This window comes from Bacteroides fluxus YIT 12057, assembly GCF_000195635.1.
Lineage (GTDB): Bacteria > Bacteroidota > Bacteroidia > Bacteroidales > Bacteroidaceae > Bacteroides > Bacteroides fluxus.
The window spans coordinates 1-20597 of the sequence record NZ_GL882688.1; the positions used below are offsets into that span (position 1 = coordinate 1).

Sequence of the window (20597 nt, forward strand, 5' to 3'; positions counted from 1 at the left end):
GGATCTAATTCAAAGCTTAAATGAAAGAGCCGTGTACTTGTGGCACGGCTTTTTCATTTAAGAAATATTGTCCATCGCTTGTTATTGCAGTAAAAATGCTTATACTCGTGCGTAACGATGCTGAAGCACCGCCTTAGCTGTTTCTTATCGTTCATTTCTGTTCCTCATAGCAGACGGTTTGTTTCCTATATCCAAACAATTTGTTTCCCTAAACTAAACGTTTTGTTTTCCTTATCCGAACTATTCGTTTTTCTTGTGGAAAACACTTTGTTTTGAATGAATCAAACAAAGTGTTTTGTAGCATAGAACATTTTGTTCGCTGCTGTGAACTAATGAGTTAGGTGTGGTTTAATGCTTTAGATTGATTACTCCTTAATCTTACTTGTAAGGATGGTTGACGGAGTTAATACTTAGTTATAATATCAGTTGACTCTTTCAAGAGTGTGACAGATAAAGGAGCCATCACGCATCTATCACGGGTATCCATCACGGGATATATATCTATGTATCAAATTGATAGAGCACATTCCGTGACAGCATGACGGATAAATTATGTTTTTAAACTTTATGATGGAGCCCCCTGAGCTATAACAATCAATGGTACAACTGCAAGTTTCAGCTGTAAGTGTGATGTGCCTATCTCCTTATGGGATGCAAAGGGAAACTGTGCGAAGGGGAAATCGGAAGAGGCAAGACGCTTGAACAGGGAGCTGGAGAATATCAAGGTTCGGATAGGAAAACACTATCAGTATATTTGCGACCACGATACATTTGTCACGGCAAAGAAAGTATATGACCGTTATACCGGTCTTGGAGAGGAGATTCATTCCCTGGTGGAACTTAACCGTTACATTGACGCCCTGCGTGTGAAATTCTATCAGATTTACCAAGACTTGGAACTGGAGGGAAAGATTATCTCCGCACGTGCCATAGTGAACCGCTATCAGGGAAAGGACGAAACTTTCAAGACATTGTATAATGTATTCAAGGAACATAACGACAATTGCCGGAAACTAATCGGGACGGATTATGCCGATATTACCGTAAGACGTTACGATAACTGCCTTAAATACCTCATGGAACTGGTTAAACGGGATTACAAGGTAGATGATATGCTACTGCGTGAGGTAAGCGGAGAACTGGTGCGTAAATTCGATTTATACCTAAAGACGGAGAAACATTGCGCACAGAACACCGTTATCCGGTACATGAAATGTTTTAAGAAAGTGATAAACCTTGCCATTGCCAACGAGTGGCTGACAAAGAACCCGTTTGCCGGAATCAAGTTTCACGAGGTGGAGGTAAACAAACAGTTCCTAAGCCAAGCCGAGATAAACCGGATATGGCAGAAAGAGTTCAGGATTGAACGGCTGGAACTGGTACGGGATGTCTTTATCTTCTGCGTATATACCGGGCTGGCATTCATAGACGTGTATAACTTGCGCCCCGAACACGTTTTAGAGGACAACAACGGCAACCTGTGGATAGTGAAACCCCGTGAAAAGACAAACAATATCTGCAACATCCCGCTTTTGAGCATTCCCAAACAGATACTTGAAAAGTATAAGGATAATCCTTACTGCATGGATAAAGGAACTTTGTTGCCCGTTCCCTGCAATCAGAAGATGAACAGCTACCTGAAAGAGATTGCCGACCTGTGCGGTATTAAAAAGAACCTGACCACGCACACAGCCCGGCACAGTTTCGCTTCGGTTATCGCACTGGCTAACAACGTGTCACTGCCGAACGTGGCTAAAATGCTGGGGCATTCATCCACCCGAATGACACAGCACTACGCAAAGGTATTAGACCAAACGATATTAAGGGACATGCAAGCCGTTGAGAAACAATTAAAAAATTTGTAGGTTCTCATCAAAAAAAATATCTTTGCAAAAGATTGATAAGCATTATGATAAATAGAGATGACTTTATAGCAACAGTTCAAGCCGCAACATCAGAACAAGATTATTTGCAAATTACGAGAAAGTATATTTTGCATGGAATTCCTTATGTTTTTGAGAGACGGGAAAATGATTATTTCGATTTTCGGGCTAATATAGCTAAACAATTTGATATTGGCTTTCATGAGGTATTTATTGTAGGTTCTGCAAAATTAGGATTTAGCTACCATAAAAATAGTGTATTTTCCCTAAATTCTGACATAGATGTTGTTATAGTAAATGAACGTTTATTTGAGCTTTTTTATTCTAAAATCTGTAATTATCAATACGATATAGAGAAAGGATTAATAAATCTCAGTTCAAACCAGTACGCACAGTATACAACATTTCTTAAATATATGATAAAAGGCTGGATGCGTCCTGACAAATTACCTGTATCTATTCAAAATGAAACAATAAAAGACGATTGGTTTAATTATTTTCGTTCTATATCAAATGGAAAAAGTTCAGTGGGGAACTATTCTGTATCAGGAGGTTTATTCAAGAACTATTTTTATTTGGAAAAGTATTATACGGAATCATTGTATAAAATAACAAGTTAAAAATATAATTATGTCGAAGCAATTACCGTCAAGTCCCAGTAGTAAAAAAATATCAGACCTTGTAGGTATGATACGAAGAGGTGAACTTATTTTACAACCTGAGTTCCAAAGAAAATTAGTATGGAATCCTTCTCACAAAGAAGCTTTTATTGATACGATTCTATCAGGGTATCCATTTCCTGAAATTTATATTGCACAATCAGGTATAGACGTTGAAACACTACAAAGCCAGCAAGTTGTAGTTGATGGACAACAAAGACTAACAACTATAATGCAATATATAAATGAAAACAACCCTGATTTTGGGAAGAAAGTGCCTAAATATAAAGACTTAGAACAAAAAGCTAAAGAAGACTTCTTAAATTACAATGTTGTTATTAGAGACTTGCAAGATGTAGAACCTAATACTATAAAAGAAGTTTTTAGAAGGATTAATCAAACAAAGTTCAATTTAGAACAAATAGAAATTCAAAATGCTATTTATGATGGTGAATTTATTACTACTGCTAAAGAAATTCTAGATGATTTTCCAATCAATCAACTACCCGTTTTCAATGACATTGAAATATCAAGGATGGGTGATTTAAATTTCATACTTCTAGCAATGGCTACATATGAAGAGGGGGGATATTTTGTTGGGAATAAAAATACAGAAGATTACATTGTAAGGTTTAATGATAATTATGAAAATAAAGAACATATAAAAGGAGTATTCTCGTCTATTATTAATCATATATGTGAATTAGAACTTCCCAATGATTCTATTTGGTTTAGAAAATCTAATTTCCTTACTCTTTTAATGGAATTAATATGGAAAGAAGATATAACACCAAATCTTAAAGAAAAACTTGTTCTATTTGAAAGTAATATAATCCAAAATAAAGGGGATAAAAGCAATGACTTTGGAATTTATTATTCATATATGTATACTGGAACAAATAGCCGAAATGCGCGCGTAGAAAGAGGACGGATTTTTAGAGAACAAGTTTTCTAATAAAATAAAGCCAGCAATTGCATTTTTGTAAAACTGTATTGCTGGCTTTATTTTAAAATATAGGCAAGATTTCATTTCTGATAGAACCTTTCCAACAAATCCATGATGTCACTTTCCCGGTAGATGATTTTTCCCGGAAGCTGCACGTAGCCCAGCAGCCCCGTGTCCCTGTAATCCTGCAACGTCCGTTTGCTGATGCAAAGCCGCCTGCACACTTCATCGCCCGTCAGGTAGTGTTCACCGTTCAATACCGGGCGATAGTTCATTACCACGTACTCCACGTTTTCCAGCACCCTGTCAAGTGAAGAAAACAGCACCAGCGTAGTTTCGGAATCTTTCGTTATCAAATCCATACGCCTACTTTTTAGAATTGTCCCTTACTTGGTCGAGCAGAAAGACTTCCACGTCCGCAGCCTTGTAGTAAATCTTGCCGTTAATCTGCGAATAAGGCAGTCTCCCCGTGTCACGGTAGGTCTGCATCGTCCGGGCTGAAACGTTCAGCAAACGGCAGGTTTCGCAGTTATCCAGCCATTTGTCATGCTTCCTGCACAAAGGCACGCAGAGCGTATCCACACGCCCCACAAAATTTTCAAACCTCTGTTTCCATAGTTCAAAAGTTTTCTTTTCAATCGTCACTATTTCCATAACCGATATATTTATTCTTGTCAATACTCCGTTTTTCTTCACTGGTGCAAATATATAAGACTGAATAGCAGATTGTTTATCTCTGTCCGAAAATGACCTTGCCTGTCCGAAAATGGCTACCGCCAACCCAAGAACGGCATGAAAGAAACGAACCGATAACAAGAACTCCGGTTTTTCTCCACTCCCTAAATAAGTAAGGTAATGAACACAAAGCCGTTTTCTATTTGCCGACATTAATTTGGTGCAGAGCGCAGCAAAACAATTCTAAACGGCTGACGCTTTGATTTTTACCGATTTTTCTTATTTTATTTGTGGTGCTAATTCAAAAAACAAGCACCTATGAATAATCCTTTCGAAGAAATTTTCAAACGGCTGGAGAACATCGAAAAGATGATTGCCCCGGTCACGGGCGCACAACCCGAAGAACGGCAGGACGAAAAAGAGCCTGTGTTAGTCAAAATATCCGTTGCCAGCGGCATAACCGGGTATTCGGTCAATTACCTGTATCATTTAGCCAGCAAGGGGATGATACCGTGTGTCAAGCGTGGGCGTACCCTGCGTTTCGACATGGAGGAACTCAAAAAGTGGATGCAGCAGCAGTATGTCCCGGCTTCTAACAGACTTCCCGATGAAAAAGAAAAGAGGTGATGAAACACGGCATATCGAGGGCTGGCAGTCAAAGAACGAGCGTATCGAAAGCCTGTTGAACGTCCTGTATGATTTCCGGTTCAACACCGTAAAGAGCCGGACGGAATACCGGACTGCGGGTTCTTCGGACTTGTACCAGCCCGTTACAAAATTCGCCCTGAACACTTTCAGGCGCAGGCTGGACGCAACGGCTGACATAGCCACCTCGACCGACAACATACGCATGATACTGGAAAGCGACTTCGCAAGAAAGGCTCACCCCATACAGGAGTATTTCAACGCCCTGCCCCTTTTTCATTCATTTTATGTGTGTAATTCTGTTGTTTTTCGTTCATTTTATGTGTATATTTGCTGTGTATTTCATTCATTAAATGTGAATAAATAGTTTAACCATGGATAGATATGCTATAAATGAACTGGTTAAGTGGAAAGATGCCCGTAGACGCAAGCCACTTATAATAGAAGGAGCAAGGCAGGTTGGAAAGACTTGGCTCGTCAAGGACTTTGCCTGTAAGCACTATGATAATATTGCGTATATAAATTTTGAGGAGCAAATATATTTACGCAACCTATTTGAAACGGACTTTGACGTGACAAGGATAATTTCTGCCATAGGAGCCGCCGCCCATCAGAACTGCATACCTGGCAAGACGTTGATTTTTCTTGATGAAATTCAAGAGGCTCCGAATGGCGTTACTGCATTGAAGTATTTTTATGAAAATGCCTCTGATTATCATATCATTGCTGCCGGCTCTCTCTTGGGGTTGGAACTGCACAGGCAGGCCTCTTTTCCTGTGGGAAAGGTACAGTTCATGACACTTCACCCCATGAGTTTTCTTGAGTTTCTTGATGCAGTCGGGGAACGGGCATTGGCTGGATTTATCGCAAAGCGTGATTGGGAGAACATCAAGCTTTTCGGACCTAAACTGAAAGACCTGCTCAAACATTATTATTATGTCGGGGGTATGCCGGAAGCTGTTCTGGCATTCAGCGAGACACGTGACTGGCTTGAAGTCAGGGATATTCAGAATGAAATACTTGAAAGCTATGACAGGGATTTTTCAAAGCATGCCCCAGAAGAAATTGTCCCGCGTATAAGACAGCTATGGAATTCTTTGCCAGCTCAACTCAGTAAGGAGAACCGTAAGTTTCTGTACGGAGTTGTCAGGGAAGGTGCCCGGGCACGGGAATACGAGATCGCCCTTCAGTGGCTTTTCGACGGTGGCCTGATTCATCGTGTCAATAATGTGTCCGCACCCCGCCTGCCATTAAAGAGCTACGAGGACAAATCTTCTTTTAAGATTTTTGCCGTAGATATAGGTTTGCTGGGAGCCATGTGCAATCTGGACTCGGATACTATAGTCAGAGGTAACAATATTTTCACAGAATTCAAAGGAGCGTTGACGGAGCAATATGTCTTGCAGCAGCTTAAATTGAAACATGAACCATTCTACTGGTCTAAACCGAATGCTCGTCAGGAAATAGACTTTTTAATACAGACTAATGGTGGTATAGTTCCGATTGAAGTAAAGGCGGAAGAAAATCTCAAGGCTAAAAGCCTTAAACAGTTTGTTTTGGACAATCATCCCGATACGGCATATCGGACTTCCATGTCCGATTACAGACAAGAAGAATGGATGACTAATATGCCATTATATTGTGTTCCTGTTATATAGTCGAATATCTTTTAGAAAAGAACATTTAATTACCTTTATGTAATATGGAGAGTCATAATATATTAGAATATGGCGAATTCATAAGTTCTGTACGACAGAACCGGGATTCTAAATTCGGTTTCTTACTTGGAGCTGGAACCTCATTGTCTTCAGGCGTACAATCTGCCTCAGATTGCATCTGGGATTGGAAAAGAGAAATATACTGCCGATATAATGAAAGCCACCGTATAAATTTCCCGGATGCGCGTTCCAAATTTGCGAAAACACAAATCCAAAAATGGTTGGATGCGCAAGGAGGTTATCCTGCATTGGGAGCAGAAGATGAGTATGTCTTTTATGCAGAAAAAGCCCATCCAATCGCTTCAGACAGGGTGCGTTATTTTAATAGTTTAATTCACGACAAAGTACCCTATGTAGGTTATCGGTTATTATGTCTATTAAATAAGTATTCGATAGTAGAATCTGTCTGGACAACTAATTTTGATGGTATGACAGAGAGAGCGGCTCATCAAATGAATATTACCCCTAAAGTCATAACATTGGATAATCAACAAGATATCTATAGAACCATATCTAATACAGAGTTAATGTGTATCTCGTTACATGGAGACTACAAATACTCAACATTAAAAAATACTTCTACTGAACTTGATAACCAGTCTGAAGTTTTCTGTCAGGTTATGACTTATTATTTCACAACAAGGCATTTGGTTGTATTAGGTTATAGTGGTCGGGATAATTCATTGATGTCCGCCTTGAAAAATACATTTACCACTTCCGGGGCCGGCAGATTATATTGGTGTGGAATAGAGGAGTTTCCTTCTCCTAAAGTTTTGTCTTTGATACAAGATATTAGAAATTCTGGTCGCGAAGCTTTTTATATTCAGGTAGAGAGCTTTGATAAAACGATGATATCATTATCGTTAGCGTTGTCTGATGGTAATAGAGAGATGTATGATGTCGTGATGTCTGAAATGGCGAAATACCGGGAGAGCGTTAAACTTGAACCATTTAAAGTGAAAGGACATTGTGCCCGTTATCTGCTCCGTGACAATCTATATCCAATAAAACTACCGGATTCCTTATTGAAAGTAGATCTTAAATCTGGAGCCAATATCGTTGATATCCGAAAAGTTGTCAAAAATAAGCCTATTTTCATCGCCGAGCAAAAAGGAACCCTCTATGCCATAGCTTCATATTCAGACTTGGAATCTGAATTGAAAGAATACTTTACAGGTGACATTGTAAGAACCCCTATTTCATTGAAGGACATAAGTGCCAATGGTGCTTTCAAATCAATATTTTTAAAGGCTATTTTATATGGATTGAGCAAATTGACATGTCTCAATTGTTCTTTCGGGAAAAGGTTAATATGGGGTGACAAAGTCTTTAAGAATGTGAATGGGATGCCGGTTTTGTATGCTTTGTCTATTGGATTAAATTTTATCGAAGGTAAAGAGTATGCAGCCCTGTCTCTGCGTCCTGAACTTTTCTTTACCGATAAGAATATGCCTAAAGAACAACGACAGGAGATTTCTCGCCAGTATTTTTCTAAACTATGGAATAAAAAATATGACGAAACACTTAAGGAGTGGGAAAGTATCATATTTAAGAACAATCATTTGAGGTTCTGCATTCCTAAAGGTAACGAAAGATTTCAATTCCAAATAAGCAATAACAGTTCACTGTCCCTTCTATTGGGAAAAGATCAAGATCTTGCAATTGTCATCCCACAGCAGCTTAGTAGCAGGATACTTTTTAGAGGTGGAATTATACCGGAACCTCTGCTCTGTTTTCCATCTATTAATGCAGAAAGGGATAATTTTGATTGGAATCAAATGCGTGGATTGGTTAGGAACAAGCCTACAGATTATTGGAAAGATGAAAAGTTCTCTATCGGGGTATCATTAAGTGTGATAGCTCCTATAGAAAAGTCAAATAGGTTTGCCGGTTTTATTTCTAATCTATCGAGAAACTTGTCACCAGTAAAAAAAGACCACGATTATCTTGTAGACTATCCCGGATTTAATAGCGCATACCATACCCAATTATTTATTCCTTCTCCGGGAACGGATAAATGGCAGTATTCAAAATTAGATTATACTTCTGCATATGAGATTGCTGCCGACATAACACAAAAGATTAATAGACTGGCTATTAATGGACAGTCAGTCATACTTATTTTTATACCAAAGGAATGGGAAAAATTCAAGACATTGAATCATAAAGGCGAAAAGATAGATCTTCATAATTATATTAAAGCTTATTGTGCTTCACGTGGCATTACGACTCAATTAATTGAAGAAAAGACTCTTACTGATATAATGCTATGTGAGAAAATATGGTGGTTGTCTTTAGCTATATATGTTAAATCTTTACGGACTCCATGGACATTGGCATCTTTAGATGAGAACACTGCTTATGCAGGTATTGGATACAGCATATTATCTAAAGTGGATGATGAGCGACATGTAGTAATGGGATGTAGTCATATTTATAATCGTTTTGGGGAAGGTCTAAAATACAAATTGCAAAAAGTCAATAATCCTATTTTTGACAGAAAGAATAACCCTTACATGTCTTATGAAGAAGCTTATAAATTCGGCACGATGATTCAAAATTTATTCCTTGAATCCATGGACAAACTTCCAGGTAGGGTTGTAATTCATAAAAGAACACACTTTAGAAATGACGAAATTAATGGAATAAAGGATTCATTGAAAGCCGCTGGTATAGAAACTGTGGAATTATTAACCATCGAATTTGAAAGCGAACGGAAAGAGTTACCGTATGATATAAACCGCTATGGAATGGGCATTCATAATTACCCTATCAAACGTGGAGCATATATCGTAATATCTGATAATACTTTTTTGCTGTGGACCCATGGAATTGTGCCATCTATAAGAAGTGAGAGTCTGTCGTACTATCCCGGTGGAATTGGAATACCTGCTCCGCTAAAAATAACCCGATATTCAGGCAGTAGTACAGTGCAAACAATTGCTACTGAAATATTGGGATTTACTAAGATGAATTGGAATTCATTTAATTTATATACTAAATTGCCGGCAACTATCGATACATCCAATACATTGGCACAAGTGAGCCACTTGTTGCGTCATAAATCTGAACAGACATTTGATTATCGGCTGTTCATTTAAAATAATGAAATCAATGAAAAGAACATATTGAAAACGGATAGGAAGAAACGTGCGCCAGCCATGACTGTTTCTTGGAGGTGAGGGAGTTTGCCGTCTGGAAAAAAGAAATGCCGACGGGGCTTTGGTATAAAGCCGCCTTTCCCCCGGCATCTTTCCGTTATATCTTGATGTTATCTTTCTGACTGTTCCCGTCGGATCGGTCGTTTCCGCTGTACCCATTATTTTGCCCGGGCTTCCGACGAGGCGCAAGGTTCACGTGGCAAATACGCTCGGCAACGCCGAGGAAGATTTGTCACGTGACGGCAAGGCCGCCTGACCTTGCACACTCTCGGGGCTCGGGCTATCTTGAATTACAGCGGAACACGGCCGGGACGGGCTGTCATTTTTTAGCCGGGCTGTTATCACCCATCGCATTCCACCGTTCCATCAGTCGATCCATGTCTTCAGAGATTTTATCATCGGTCACTTTTGCATAGCCTTGCGTGGTCCTGATGTTCGTGCGCCCCATCATCTTGCTGATGCTCTCGATCGGCACACCTGCCGAAAGCGTCAAGGTTCCGAACGAATGCCTGCTCGCGTGGTAGCTGAGATTCTCTTTCACACCTGCCAATATCCCTATCTCGTGGATGCAGTACCAAAGCCTGTTCCGGTTGGGAAGAGGGAATACCGGTCTGCCGTCATCGGTTGTATTGTACAGCGACAAAATTTGTTCGGCTACGGGGTGTAACGGTATAAAGGACTCGACATCGGTTTTCTTCCTGTTGATACGGATGAAGCGTCTTCCGCCCGCGGTTGTTCCGATATGCGAGGGGTAAAGCCGTTTTACATCGACATAGGACAGCCCCGTGAAGGCTGAAAAGATGAACGCCCTACGGGTAAGCTCCTGCAACCTCTCCGGCATGGGCTGTTCCATGATCCGTTGAAGTTCCGCTCTGCTGATATGCTTCAGCTTATAGTCGGGCTTCTTTTCGTATGGGACGTCGGCAAGCGGGTTGAAGCGGATAACCTCCCTGTCCACGGCAATATAGACAAGCCTGTTCAGCCATGTAAGACAGTGGTTGATATGTCCCGCCCCGCAATCTTTGGATTTCAGGTAGAGCTTATAGCCCCAGCCGAAGTCTTCGGTAATATCCTCAAAGGCGATGTCCCGCATACCCAGCGACAGCAGGTACTCGTGCAGGTATGACTGTGAGGATTTGGACTGGCGGTAAGAGGAAGTGGAATTTATCACTTCGGAACGGATTCTCAACTTTTCCCGTTCCTCTTCCCCGGCTTTCAGCAATGTGACCGGAACGGTTGCCACGCAGGTAATCTCGTTCTTCAGCATTTCTGCCGTGACCATGCCAGCATCCTTCAACAGCTTGTCATATGAGGTCTCTATTCTGGAGCGGAGTGCTTCAAGGAGGTTATTCGTCCTTGCATCCCTGACCTCTCCGGTCTTGGCTTTCCAGTCTTTGGGATTGCAGTAGCAACCCGTGGCAAACACGCTGTTCTTGCCGTCAATGGTGATACGGCACATAATAGCGGTAGTTCCGTCCGTTTTAACCTTACTACGGTTAATATAGTATAGAATTGAAAATGTACTTCGCATGATTGAATCGTTTTTAAGGGTTAGAGAACAAGTTTCAGATCCTTTGTCGCCTCGATGTATTTGTCCATGTCCTCGAAAAGTTTCTTAGGGGTTACACGGGCGTACACCTGGGTGGTCCTTATATCCGCGTGACCCAGCATCTTGCTGACAGTCTCGATAGGTACGCCGTTTTCGAGGGTCATGAGGGTCGAGAACGAGTGCCGCCCCATGTGGTAGGACAAACGTCCCTTGATATCGGCTTTTATTTTGATGCTCGTCAGGCACCATTTCAGGGTTTGGTACGGAATTACGGGAAACAATGTGGCCCGTGTTTCGTCACGGTATTTCTCGATAAGGGCTACCGCTTCGGGCAGCAGTTTCACCCGGCTCAGTTGGCCGTTCTTCCCCCTACGGTATTTCAGCCATAGCGCACCGTTATCGTCCCTTGAGAGATTATCGGGCGTAATAGCTACGACATCCACGTACGAGGTTCCGGCATAACAGGCGAAAAGGAACATGTCCCTGACAATGGAGTGTTCCGGGCGGCATCCGGTAAGCTCTATATCCCGTATCTTCTCGAAATCCTCCTTGCTTAACGCTCTTGGAGCTGTTTCCTTCTGCTTGGGTAATTTGTAGTGTTCAAAATAATATTTGTCTGAATATCCCTCCTTGAAGGCTATGCGGCAGATCTTCTTCAGGATAGCCAGGTAATGGCGCACTGTCTGGACGCCCAGACCTTTCTCTATCACGACAAACTCCTGAAATTCCCGGATGAACTGCTCGTTGAGCTGGCAGAAAGCCAAGTCGGATACCTTGAACCTGCCGCTGACGAAATCTGCGAGACGGTTGCGGGTGTAAAGGTAGTTGGGCAAGGTGCGGTGAGACACATCGATGCCCACACGTGCCCTGATTTCCTCGATATGCTTGTCGAAGAGTTTGAACAGTGTCATCCGCGTGTCCTTGCTACCTTGAAAGGCTTCCTTGACTGCCGTCGCATCGAAATCGGTCTTTCGTTCCAAAAGGGAGTCGAACGCAGAGTTTACAGCCAACAGCAGCTTGTCGATTTTTGCGTTGACTTCCACTGCCTCCTTGCTCTTGCCGTTCAGACGGCTTTCACGGGGATTCCACAGGCCGGGAGTGCAGGAGAGTTTGCAGCTGAACTGCGCCATCGTTCGGTTAACGGTGATGCGTCCCATTATCGGGGCTTTGCCCGACTTGTCCAGTCCGCTCTTTTTGAGGTAGAGCAACACCTTGAATTTTTCTACTTTCATAACGCTCATAATTTTAATGGCAAATTTACCTGTTTTATAAGCGTTCTTCGATATGCAAAACTGTGACAATCAGTGTAATATATCGCTGTTTTAAATTATTTGATCTGCTCTTCGTTACCTTATCCCTGCCGGTAACAGCCCTGCTAACGATTTGGTAACTGAATATCCTCTACAAGCCTCGCTTTTTTGCTTTTTTCTCAGGTGGAAGAATATAGAAAAATAGCTAATTACCAACAAATTGCGTTGTGATTTCTTTTCGTTGCCATTACTCGTATTACTTATTTCTTTCCATGTCGCCCGGCACAGTTTCGCTTCGGTTATTGCGCTGGCTAACAACGTGTCACTGCCGAACGTGGCTAAAATGCTGGGGCATTCATCCACCCGAATGACGCAGCATTACGCAAAGGTGTTAGACCAAACGATATTAAGGGATATGCAAGCCGTTGAGAAGCGATTAAAAAATAATAAATCATAATTATTGCAAATAAAAAGGCTTTATATGTATAAAAAATGTACTAACAATCAAATTGCCATATTTAATATAACAACTTGATAATAAATCATTTATATTAGTCATATACTTCTCCCTATAATTATTCATAATTATAGGGAGAAGTATATGACGGAAAAATTCATTTTCAAATATAAATTATTATCTTTGCAGCGATATAATAAAGGCTTGAGCATATGACTATCACACTTGAAGGATTCCATGGTACTGATAATGCTCTTGTTGATAGTATATTAAGTAATGGATTAAGACCATCATTAGGTGACAAAGAATGGCTAGGAGATGGGGGATATTTTTTTGTACAAGGGATAAATCTTGAGCCCGAAAAACAAGCAGAACAATGGGCTGTTATTAGTGCTTGGGATAATAGAGCAAAAAAGAACAAATTCCTATCATATGCTGTTCTACGTGGAGTAATAGAAGTTAAAGAAGAAAATTTTTTAGACCTTACGACGGCTGATGGTATAGAAATATTAAATTATATACAAAAAAAATGTACTTCTAAATTAGCTGAAATAGGGCAAAAATTACAATACATTGATGGCTATTTAATAAACTTTGCAAGAGGTGAAAAGCTTTTTGATATAGAAGTTTCAAAAGGAAATTTTTATATCAAAATTAGAAAGGAAGATAGAGTTTTTAAATTATCCCGCAGGACTCCTAATTGCACCATTTGCTCAGTATATAATCCTCAAAAAAATATTGTCAACATAGAAATAACTAAGAATGGGAGGATTTAATTATGAAATTAGATAATAATCTAAAAGAAAGAATAGATAAATATTTTGCCGAAATATCAGCAGAAGAATTATATTATATCCTTACCGATAAATATAATCTTACAAACGGTGATGAAATTCTTATAAATAAAGGAGAATTTCAAAATATAAATGATACTCTCTCTAAAGCTTATAGAGAGTTTATATCTTATGCCGCAGAATATAAGATAGCACAAACATTTGAATCCATAAATGTGAAATTTGTGAAAGGCTCCAACGCTATAAAAGATTCTAAAATAGTTTATAATAAAGAGTGTACAATTCCTTTTGCTGCATAAAGATATGAATATACAATTAAAAGAATGGAAAGTAAAGAATTTATCATTTAAAATAAATGATATTCAAATAGAAAAAAAGACAAAGAAGAACTCATTTAATTTGTCAATGGGACATTTCTTTTCTGAAGAAAACTCAAAAGAATTTGGAATAGGTTTTCGCATTAATATCAAAGATGAAGAATTTAACATTTTGATGGAAATGGTATTTTTATTTGAGTTAGACGAAGATATTGATGAAAAATTTAAATATTCTGATTTCCTAACAATTAATGCCCCTGCTATTGCATTTCCTTATGTGCGTTCTTATATTTCTAATTTAACATTGCAATCAGGATTTTCTCCAATTATACTACCTTCTGTTAACTTTGTAAAACTTGCAAAAAAAAATAAGTAACAAATAAAGGCTACTATTTCAGTAGCCTTTTATTTATATAATAATCTTCCAATAAACTTTCAATCTCGCTTTCCCGATAGATGATTTTTCCCGGAAGCTGCACGTACCCCAGCAGCCCCGTGTCCCTGTAATCCTGCAATGTCCGTTTGCTGATGCAAAGCCGCTCGCACACTTCATCGCCCGTCAGGTAGTGTTCACCGTTCAATACAGGGCGATAGTTCATTACCACATACTCCACGTTTTCCAGCATCCTATCAAGGGAAGAAAACAGTACCAGCGTGGTTTCGGAATCTTTCGTTATCAAATCCATACGCCTACTTTTTAGAATTGTTCCTTACTTGGTTGAGCAGAAATATTTCCACGTCCGAAGCCTTGTAGTAAATCTTATTGTTAATCTGCGAATAAGGCAGTTTCCCCGTATCACGGTAGATCTGCATCGTCCGGGCTGAAACATTCAGTAAACGGCAGGTTTCGCAGTTATCCAGCCACTTGTCACGCTTCCTGCGTAAAGGCACGCAGAGCGCATCCACACGCCCCACAAAATTTTCAAACCTCTGTTTCCATAGTTCAAAAGTTTTCTTTTCAATCGTCACTATTTCCATAACCGATATATTTATTCTTGTCAATACTCCGTTTTTCTTCACTGGTGCAAATATATAAGGCTGAATGACAGGTTGTTTCTTCCTGTCCTCAAATGACCTTGCGTATCCGAAAATGTCCACCGCCACCCCAACAACAACACGAAAGAAACGAACCGATAACCAAAAACCTGTTTTTTCTCCACTCCCTAAATAAGTAAGGTAATGAACACAAAGCCGTTTTCTATTTGCCGACATTAATTTGGTGCAGAGCGCAGCAAAACAATTCTAAACGGCTGACGCTTTGATTTTTACCGATTTTTCTTATTTTATTTGTGGTGCTAATTCAAAAAACAAGCACCTATGAATAATCCTTTCTAAACCAAATCGGCAGTATCGGAAAAGGGCAGTCCGAGAACCCAAAACAAGACCTTGAAGATATAAAGGGGCTTATCGTGACCTCGCACCGATATTTCAAGGAGCGGTTAAAGGTGTTGTTCCCGGCTGATGATACACCAACCGGAGAAATAACGCCCGTTTCATGGTACGGCAAACTGACATACCGGGTAACTCCCTATTTGAAGCCCAAGTTCTTTCTTCTTTCAGCAGGGATAATCATTTGTCTTGTGTCGCTTGCATTGAATGTGCGGTTTATACAAAGAATGCAGCGGTTACAGGACAATGATATAAAATACCGCTATATCCTGATGAAAGGAAAGGCAGACGGCAGCAGCCTTGATTTGCTGGAAACGAAGTTCAGCAGGGAACGGGACAACGCTTTCATACGAAGCCTGACCGATTCGGTGAAAGGCTTTGAATACCGCAGCAGGAAGCAGGCGGAAGCGTTGGAACGGGCAAGGATGTTGAACGAACAAGCCGAGCAGCTAAAGGAGGAAGCCGACAAGCTGGGCAAGCCATAAACCAAAAACAATGCCGGAGCAGAACCGCCCCGGCTTTTTAATTCACTTCTTTTTCTTCGTGCAGTGTTCTTTCTCGAACTGGCGCAGCGTGGTGACGCTGAACCGCTCCTTGATGAACTCCCGGACATCGGAAGCCTTGTAGTACACTTTTCCGCTGATTGTGAAGTACGGCAGCGCACCGATAGCCCGGTAGCGTTGCAGGGTCTTGATACTCACCTTGAAGAGCAGGCACAAGTCCTGATTATCCAGCAGGTTGTCATCTTCGGGCAGTACCCTGTCGGCATTGCGCAGTACCCGTACATCCTTGCAGAGTTCTTCCAGTTTGGCGTACAGCTTCTGCATCCATACGCTGAAATCGTCATTGTCTATATACATGATTGCTTCATTTTTCTGATTATACATTATGGTCTGTCAATCGATTGATGAAGCAAAGTTCAGAAAACAGGTGCAAAGAAATTACGGGGGAACTAATGGAATCCCCTATAAATCATAAGTTACTGATTATCTATATCCTTTCTTGTCATGTTCCTTTTTGATAAGTTCTACCAATCCATTAAGAAACCCGGTCAGTTTGCCCGGCTTTCGTTTTATCACGTCCTCATGTTTTTGGTAACAGTCGCCTATCCTGATATTGAAAAGCCATTCAAAGGCTTTGGATAAGTCCACCAAGTAGGCGGGTTTGCCGTTCTGATATACGATGTCTTTGGAGAGGAACAGACCGCTTACCATTTCCATGATGTTGATAAGGGTTGTCTTATCAGCAAGAAAGAGAGGGGAAAGGGCTTGTTTATCGGTGTGTTGTCGCAACTGTTCCGGGTACTTGATGCGCCATTCGATAAGACGTATTTCGGTGTTTAACAGCCCTATCGCTTCATCAATTAGATGCAGATAGGGCATTTTTTTCTTGCTCAAACCATACACGGTACGATTTGAGACGGTGCAAACCAAAGGAGAAATAACGAAGCAATACGCTATAATCCTGTTCGTTGATACTGAAATCGGCTACATGCGTAGCCAATTCTTCGATAGCTTCTGTAAGTTCAGATGCAGAAACTTTGCGCTGCGAGCATTCCGATAATAATCGGAAAAATCTCTGTCCTAATAACTGTTTTACCATAATTACAATATAAGTTTAATGTTATTTATAGGTCATCCACCATTTATTAAATAATCACTTGTTTGTTTTTATTAATGTAACTTCACCGATTATGGGTGTCAGTAAGTTAAATCTATCATCTTGAATTATTGTTAATTCATTTTGCAACGGTTCATCCCAACGATGCCTTGCCAACGCATATTTTGAATGATGCACGGTGATGATATTCTTTGCTTTCAAATCCTTAGCTACTTGTGCCAACTGTACGGGCATTGTGTGAATGTATTTCCAATCTTCATTGTATTGTCCGTTTTCAAGTATAGCTAAGTCGATGTTGGGATATTGTTTGCCGATTTCCTTGAAATGCCTGTCATATCCACCGTCGCCACCGATATATACTTTCAGTGAGGGAGTATCTATCAGAAAGGAAGCCCAAAGTGTTTGATTGGCTTTCAGGCTTCTGCCGGAGAAGTGCCGAGTAGGTAAACAATGCACCGTAAAGCCATTGCTTGGTGTTACATTTTCCTTCCAGTCCAGTTCCACGAGTTGCTTTTTGTCATACCCCCAGCACTCAAAATGTTCTCCTACACCCAAAGGACAGATAACTTTACCTACACGTTCTTTCAATGCTACAATAGTCCGATACTCCAAATGGTCGTAATGGTCGTGGGATACAATCAGATAGTCAATTTCGGGCATATCTTCCGGCTTATAGATATCAGTACCCTTAAAAGGTTTATATAACCAAGATACGGGTGAAGCAGCGTAAAATACCGGGTCTACCAATATCCGTTTACCTGAGATTTGGAGCAGATAAGAAGAATGCCCGAACCATATCATCAAATCTTTGTCTTTGGGAAGATTCTGTAAATCGGTTTTTATGGTAGCAACAGGAGTGTCGGGATGAATATTCATTTTGTTACCTAAGAGAAAACCGAATAGTGTCTGCCAACGATTTCCTTTTCCGGTCATTAATTCGGTGGGGGACTGATTGCGAAATTCTCCATTCCGATAATTGGGTGACTGTTTGATACGTTCCAATCTTTCACCTTGCGGCAAACGTCCGAAACTCGGTTGATGCAGGAATAATATTGTTCCTATAACCAAAGCGGCAATAATTGAAGTGATAATTATAATCATTTTCTTATGGTTCATTGTAAAAATCAAACACCTTTGGTTAGACTTATATTCTGATTTGTAAACTGTTCGGGGGCTTTTACTATCTTCATGACAAAGTGTGCGATGCTTTTTCGTGATATATCACGTCCTAATTCGGGTTCTCCTTTGTATGTAATCTGATATGAAATTTCATCATCATAAGTAAATCTACCCGGACGTAATATCGTATAGTCCAGTCCTGAATTTTCCACGATGTCCGCCAGCTTACGATGTTGCCGAAACATTGGTTTCATCACTGTAAGCATTATAGAATTCAAGAATCCCGGAGCATCTTTCTTTCTGCAAAGGGTCGCTTTCCATGATGCGCCGTAAATGCCCATTGAACTGATTGCGATAATTTTTTTTACATCCGTCTCTTTCATGGCTTTTATGATATTCTTCACCATTGCATCTAAATTTCCCGACAACCCGAAATAGACAATATCTTGTCCTTTCAGTGCATCCTTCACATTTTTGTAATTCATTACATCACCCTCTATGATACGATGCTTTTCTTTTTGTTCCTTACTTAATTTCAAGCTATTGCGGACAAATAAAGTAAGCCTTACATCGTTTAACGTTTCCAATGCTTTAATGATGTAATTCCCAATACTACCAGTAACTCCAAATAAAATAACATGTTTCATATTTCTGATTTTCAATTTAATGGTAAGCTTCTTCCCTTATTATAGGCATCAAGCATTATGGACGAACCCTTTACATCACCTTTTTGCTCCATTCCGTAAGCGTGGATGATACCCCCGTTTACAGCTTTTTCAAAACAACCGATATAATTGAGATAGCAGGTTTCTATCGTTTCATAATATTTATGTTCAGGCGCACCACCGGACGTAATCAGATAAAAGGTTTTGCCTGTCATCCTTTTTTCAATGGAAAAGCTTCTATCAAGTAGCGTCTTTAATAACCCGGTAAAACTATAAAAATAAACTGGAGAAGCTAATACAATATAATCGGCATCTAACATCTTTTGTAGAATTGAAGTAGCATCATCTTTGCGGATGCAATTACTCCCGTTGCTTTGGCATTTTCTACACCCAATGCAACACTTTATTTCCTTGTCGTGCAAATATACTTTTTCGGTTTGCAAACCGACACTTTCCGCACCGTTCATAAACTCATTACTAAGCAAATCGGTGTTTCCGTTTTTTCTTGCACTTCCCTCTAATATTAAAACTTTCTTCGGCATATTACAGGCTGTTTTTATAGATTGTTATAACGTCATTTTTAGTCAAAGGAACATAGGCATAAAGAAGTCCTTCTGTTTCTACGGCGTGATTTGCCATTTCTTCAAAGTGTTCGCAGCCAATTCCTAATTCGGATAATGTCATAGGTATTCCGATACTCTTGAAAAAGCGTTCTGTGGCAATAATTCCTTGATTTGCCATTTCGTACTTATCATCGGAACAAGCAATATCCCATATATTTTGTGCAAAACGAGCAAAGCGTTCTACTGTCGCATCGCTTAACACATGGCGCATCCAACGTGGAGTAAGTATGGCAAGCCCGACCCCATGTATAATATCGTAATAAGCACTCAGTTCATGTTCCATACCATGAACACCGAACGGACAGAGCTTATTTCCATTACAGAGTGTGGCGTTATCAGCTATTGCGCTGCCCCAAAGCAATTGTGCCCGTGCTTCGTAGTTCTCCGGTTCTGCCATAGCTGTTGGAGTGTATTTGATAATAGTTTTTATGACACTTTCCACCAATAAATCTCCCATGAATGTACTTTGCGGTACAAAATATTGTTCAAACAAGTGTGAGAGAATATCTGCTGCACCTGCCGCTGTTTGTGCAGCCGGAACGGAAAATGTATAGGTAGGGTCTATTATGGCTACTTTCGGCATGATGTTAGGTGAGAAGAAAGAGCGTTTCTCGTTAGTGGCAAGGTTGGAAATGACAGCTCCTGCATCTGTTTCACTTCCTGTTGCCGCTATGGTGGGAATGGCACAAATAGGCAGTGCTTCAGAGACAGGCATGCGATTTATAATCATTTGCCAAGCATCTATTTCCGTACAAGAAGCGGCTGCAATGACTTTTGAACAATCAATGACGCTGCCACCGCCAACAGCCAAAATAATGTCAATGCTTTGTTGCTTGCATATTCTTACCCCCTCATAAACATTTTCTATTCGGGGATTAGGGGCAATGCCGCCTAATTCATGAATTTCATATTGGGCAAGCAGGGATTTGATTGTTTCATATATTCCTGTCCGTTTGATACTGCCACCCCCATAAACTAATAATATTCTTTTCCCGTAGCTGCTTACAATATTAGGCAAGTTTTCTATTTGGTCTTTACCAAATAATACGTTTGTACTGATACAAAATTGAAAATTCTCCATTGATTTATCCGTTTTTAATTACGCTGCAAAGTTAAAACGGAAGCCG

At 40.3% G+C, this 20597-nt stretch carries 22 protein-coding genes and 3 pseudogenes; 12 read left to right on the forward strand and 13 right to left on the reverse strand.

All coding sequences use genetic code 11. The annotated features are described in order from the left end of the window. Positions 1-632: 632 nt before the first annotated feature. Genes HMPREF9446_RS13340 through HMPREF9446_RS13350 form a run of 3 tightly spaced genes read left to right on the forward strand, consistent with a single transcriptional unit; the run spans position 633 to position 3497 of the window. Positions 633-1865: a site-specific integrase gene (locus tag HMPREF9446_RS13340; RefSeq protein ID WP_009126220.1), complete on the forward strand. Its 1233-nt coding sequence runs from the start codon at positions 633-635 to the stop codon at positions 1863-1865. A 44-nt stretch (positions 1866-1909) separates the two neighbouring features. Beyond that, positions 1910-2503 (forward strand): hypothetical protein, encoded by a 594-nt coding sequence (locus HMPREF9446_RS13345; protein WP_009126221.1) that lies wholly within the window; start codon positions 1910-1912, stop codon positions 2501-2503. Positions 2504-2513: 10 nt separating this feature from the next. Next, entirely contained in the window at positions 2514-3497 is a 984-nt protein-coding gene (locus HMPREF9446_RS13350; RefSeq protein WP_009126222.1) for a DUF262 domain-containing protein, read from the forward strand. Between the two features lie 71 nt (positions 3498-3568). Here HMPREF9446_RS13350 and HMPREF9446_RS13355 read toward each other — a convergent pair whose 3' ends face one another. Both HMPREF9446_RS13355 and HMPREF9446_RS13360 read right to left on the reverse strand, forming a co-directional pair. After that, positions 3569-3850 carry a helix-turn-helix domain-containing protein gene (locus HMPREF9446_RS13355; protein ID WP_009126223.1) on the reverse strand — a complete coding sequence of 94 codons (282 nt, stop codon included), beginning with the start codon at positions 3848-3850 and terminating at the stop codon, positions 3569-3571. A gap of 4 nt (positions 3851-3854) precedes the next feature. Then, positions 3855-4142, reverse strand: a complete 288-nt coding sequence (locus tag HMPREF9446_RS13360) for a helix-turn-helix domain-containing protein (protein WP_039969595.1) — start codon at positions 4140-4142, stop codon at positions 3855-3857. Between the two features lie 339 nt (positions 4143-4481). Here HMPREF9446_RS13360 and HMPREF9446_RS13365 point away from each other — a divergent pair, with 339 nt between their 5' ends. From HMPREF9446_RS13365 to HMPREF9446_RS13380, 4 genes and pseudogenes are all read left to right on the forward strand, one after another. Then, positions 4482-4790 carry a helix-turn-helix domain-containing protein gene (locus HMPREF9446_RS13365; protein WP_009126225.1) on the forward strand — a complete coding sequence of 103 codons (309 nt, stop codon included), beginning with the start codon at positions 4482-4484 and terminating at the stop codon, positions 4788-4790. Next, a pseudogene (locus HMPREF9446_RS13370) lies at positions 4771-5088 on the forward strand (VapE domain-containing protein); the annotation flags it as partial. The gene HMPREF9446_RS13365 and the pseudogene HMPREF9446_RS13370, both read left to right, overlap by 20 nt. Before the next feature lie 94 nt (positions 5089-5182). Next, a complete protein-coding gene (locus tag HMPREF9446_RS13375) occupies positions 5183-6466 on the forward strand; it encodes an ATP-binding protein (RefSeq protein WP_009126227.1) in 1284 nt (427 codons plus the stop codon). A 44-nt stretch (positions 6467-6510) separates the two neighbouring features. Further along, positions 6511-9627, forward strand: coding sequence for an SIR2 family protein (locus tag HMPREF9446_RS13380; RefSeq protein ID WP_009126228.1), 3117 nt, complete (start codon positions 6511-6513; stop codon positions 9625-9627). Between the two features lie 379 nt (positions 9628-10006). Here HMPREF9446_RS13380 and HMPREF9446_RS13385 read toward each other — a convergent pair whose 3' ends face one another. Together HMPREF9446_RS13385 and HMPREF9446_RS13390 are read right to left on the reverse strand one after the other, a co-directional pair. Continuing rightward, positions 10007-11218: a site-specific integrase gene (locus HMPREF9446_RS13385; protein WP_009126229.1), complete on the reverse strand. Its 1212-nt coding sequence runs from the start codon at positions 11216-11218 to the stop codon at positions 10007-10009. Between the two features lie 20 nt (positions 11219-11238). After that, complete coding sequence (locus HMPREF9446_RS13390; RefSeq protein ID WP_039969639.1) at positions 11239-12468, reverse strand: site-specific integrase; 1230 nt, start codon at positions 12466-12468, stop codon at positions 11239-11241. Between the two features lie 280 nt (positions 12469-12748). Here HMPREF9446_RS13390 and HMPREF9446_RS18440 point away from each other — a divergent pair. From HMPREF9446_RS18440 to HMPREF9446_RS13405, 4 genes and pseudogenes are all read left to right on the forward strand, one after another. Continuing rightward, positions 12749-12943 (forward strand): annotated as a pseudogene (locus tag HMPREF9446_RS18440) (tyrosine-type recombinase/integrase); the annotation flags it as partial. Positions 12944-13155: 212 nt separating this feature from the next. Next, on the forward strand, positions 13156-13719 hold the full coding sequence (locus HMPREF9446_RS13395) for a hypothetical protein (protein WP_009126233.1): 564 nt from the start codon (positions 13156-13158) through the stop codon (positions 13717-13719). Between the two features lie 2 nt (positions 13720-13721). After that, positions 13722-14036, forward strand: a complete 315-nt coding sequence (locus HMPREF9446_RS13400) for a hypothetical protein (RefSeq protein WP_009126234.1) — start codon at positions 13722-13724, stop codon at positions 14034-14036. Positions 14037-14040: 4 nt separating this feature from the next. After that, on the forward strand, positions 14041-14430 hold the full coding sequence (locus HMPREF9446_RS13405; protein WP_009126235.1) for a protein-export chaperone SecB: 390 nt from the start codon (positions 14041-14043) through the stop codon (positions 14428-14430). A 13-nt stretch (positions 14431-14443) separates the two neighbouring features. Here HMPREF9446_RS13405 and HMPREF9446_RS13410 read toward each other — a convergent pair whose 3' ends face one another. Then, positions 14444-14740: a helix-turn-helix domain-containing protein gene (locus HMPREF9446_RS13410; protein WP_009126236.1), complete on the reverse strand. Its 297-nt coding sequence runs from the start codon at positions 14738-14740 to the stop codon at positions 14444-14446. A 4-nt stretch (positions 14741-14744) separates the two neighbouring features. After that, on the reverse strand, positions 14745-15032 hold the full coding sequence (locus HMPREF9446_RS13415) for a helix-turn-helix domain-containing protein (protein ID WP_039969599.1): 288 nt from the start codon (positions 15030-15032) through the stop codon (positions 14745-14747). A 353-nt stretch (positions 15033-15385) separates the two neighbouring features. Here HMPREF9446_RS13415 and HMPREF9446_RS13420 point away from each other — a divergent pair. After that, positions 15386-15928 (forward strand): annotated as a pseudogene (locus tag HMPREF9446_RS13420) (hypothetical protein); the annotation flags it as partial. A 42-nt stretch (positions 15929-15970) separates the two neighbouring features. Here HMPREF9446_RS13420 and HMPREF9446_RS13425 read toward each other — a convergent pair. The 7 genes from HMPREF9446_RS13425 to HMPREF9446_RS13450 form a co-directional block, all read right to left on the reverse strand. Then, a complete protein-coding gene (locus tag HMPREF9446_RS13425; RefSeq protein WP_005645903.1) occupies positions 15971-16303 on the reverse strand; it encodes a helix-turn-helix domain-containing protein in 333 nt (110 codons plus the stop codon). A gap of 126 nt (positions 16304-16429) precedes the next feature. Then, positions 16430-16849: an RteC domain-containing protein gene (locus tag HMPREF9446_RS13430; RefSeq protein ID WP_039969604.1), complete on the reverse strand. Its 420-nt coding sequence runs from the start codon at positions 16847-16849 to the stop codon at positions 16430-16432. Next, positions 16803-17045, reverse strand: coding sequence for a hypothetical protein (locus HMPREF9446_RS19200; protein ID WP_009126241.1), 243 nt, complete (start codon positions 17043-17045; stop codon positions 16803-16805). Before HMPREF9446_RS19200 ends, HMPREF9446_RS13430 begins: the two co-directional genes overlap by 47 nt. Positions 17046-17099: 54 nt before the next feature. Next, positions 17100-18164, reverse strand: coding sequence for an MBL fold metallo-hydrolase (locus HMPREF9446_RS13435; protein ID WP_039969642.1), 1065 nt, complete (start codon positions 18162-18164; stop codon positions 17100-17102). 23 nt (positions 18165-18187) lie between these two features. Beyond that, on the reverse strand, positions 18188-18829 hold the full coding sequence (locus HMPREF9446_RS13440) for an NAD(P)-binding oxidoreductase (RefSeq protein ID WP_009126243.1): 642 nt from the start codon (positions 18827-18829) through the stop codon (positions 18188-18190). Between the two features lie 11 nt (positions 18830-18840). Next, a complete protein-coding gene (locus HMPREF9446_RS13445) occupies positions 18841-19389 on the reverse strand; it encodes a flavodoxin family protein (RefSeq protein ID WP_009126244.1) in 549 nt (182 codons plus the stop codon). Between the two features lies 1 nt (position 19390). Next, positions 19391-20551, reverse strand: a complete 1161-nt coding sequence (locus tag HMPREF9446_RS13450) for an iron-containing alcohol dehydrogenase (protein WP_009126245.1) — start codon at positions 20549-20551, stop codon at positions 19391-19393. Positions 20552-20597 lie beyond the last annotated feature (46 nt).

Coding starts and splice junctions, on each gene's coding strand:
- HMPREF9446_RS13345 (WP_009126221.1), top strand. CDS start 1,910: ATGATAAATAGAGATGACTTTATAGCAACAGTTCAAGCCGCAACATCA.
- HMPREF9446_RS13350 (WP_009126222.1), top strand. CDS start 2,514: ATGTCGAAGCAATTACCGTCAAGTCCCAGTAGTAAAAAAATATCAGAC.
- HMPREF9446_RS13355 (WP_009126223.1), bottom strand. CDS start 3,850: ATGGATTTGATAACGAAAGATTCCGAAACTACGCTGGTGCTGTTTTCT.
- HMPREF9446_RS13360 (WP_039969595.1), bottom strand. CDS start 4,142: ATGGAAATAGTGACGATTGAAAAGAAAACTTTTGAACTATGGAAACAG.
- HMPREF9446_RS13365 (WP_009126225.1), top strand. CDS start 4,482: ATGAATAATCCTTTCGAAGAAATTTTCAAACGGCTGGAGAACATCGAA.
- HMPREF9446_RS13375 (WP_009126227.1), top strand. CDS start 5,183: ATGGATAGATATGCTATAAATGAACTGGTTAAGTGGAAAGATGCCCGT.
- HMPREF9446_RS13380 (WP_009126228.1), top strand. CDS start 6,511: ATGGAGAGTCATAATATATTAGAATATGGCGAATTCATAAGTTCTGTA.
- HMPREF9446_RS13385 (WP_009126229.1), bottom strand. CDS start 11,218: ATGCGAAGTACATTTTCAATTCTATACTATATTAACCGTAGTAAGGTT.
- HMPREF9446_RS13390 (WP_039969639.1), bottom strand. CDS start 12,468: ATGAAAGTAGAAAAATTCAAGGTGTTGCTCTACCTCAAAAAGAGCGGA.
- HMPREF9446_RS13395 (WP_009126233.1), top strand. CDS start 13,156: ATGACTATCACACTTGAAGGATTCCATGGTACTGATAATGCTCTTGTT.
- HMPREF9446_RS13400 (WP_009126234.1), top strand. CDS start 13,722: ATGAAATTAGATAATAATCTAAAAGAAAGAATAGATAAATATTTTGCC.
- HMPREF9446_RS13405 (WP_009126235.1), top strand. CDS start 14,041: ATGAATATACAATTAAAAGAATGGAAAGTAAAGAATTTATCATTTAAA.
- HMPREF9446_RS13410 (WP_009126236.1), bottom strand. CDS start 14,740: ATGGATTTGATAACGAAAGATTCCGAAACCACGCTGGTACTGTTTTCT.
- HMPREF9446_RS13415 (WP_039969599.1), bottom strand. CDS start 15,032: ATGGAAATAGTGACGATTGAAAAGAAAACTTTTGAACTATGGAAACAG.
- HMPREF9446_RS13425 (WP_005645903.1), bottom strand. CDS start 16,303: ATGTATATAGACAATGACGATTTCAGCGTATGGATGCAGAAGCTGTAC.
- HMPREF9446_RS19200 (WP_009126241.1), bottom strand. CDS start 17,045: ATGGTAAAACAGTTATTAGGACAGAGATTTTTCCGATTATTATCGGAA.
- HMPREF9446_RS13435 (WP_039969642.1), bottom strand. CDS start 18,164: ATGATTATAATTATCACTTCAATTATTGCCGCTTTGGTTATAGGAACA.
- HMPREF9446_RS13440 (WP_009126243.1), bottom strand. CDS start 18,829: ATGAAACATGTTATTTTATTTGGAGTTACTGGTAGTATTGGGAATTAC.
- HMPREF9446_RS13445 (WP_009126244.1), bottom strand. CDS start 19,389: ATGCCGAAGAAAGTTTTAATATTAGAGGGAAGTGCAAGAAAAAACGGA.
- HMPREF9446_RS13450 (WP_009126245.1), bottom strand. CDS start 20,551: ATGGAGAATTTTCAATTTTGTATCAGTACAAACGTATTATTTGGTAAA.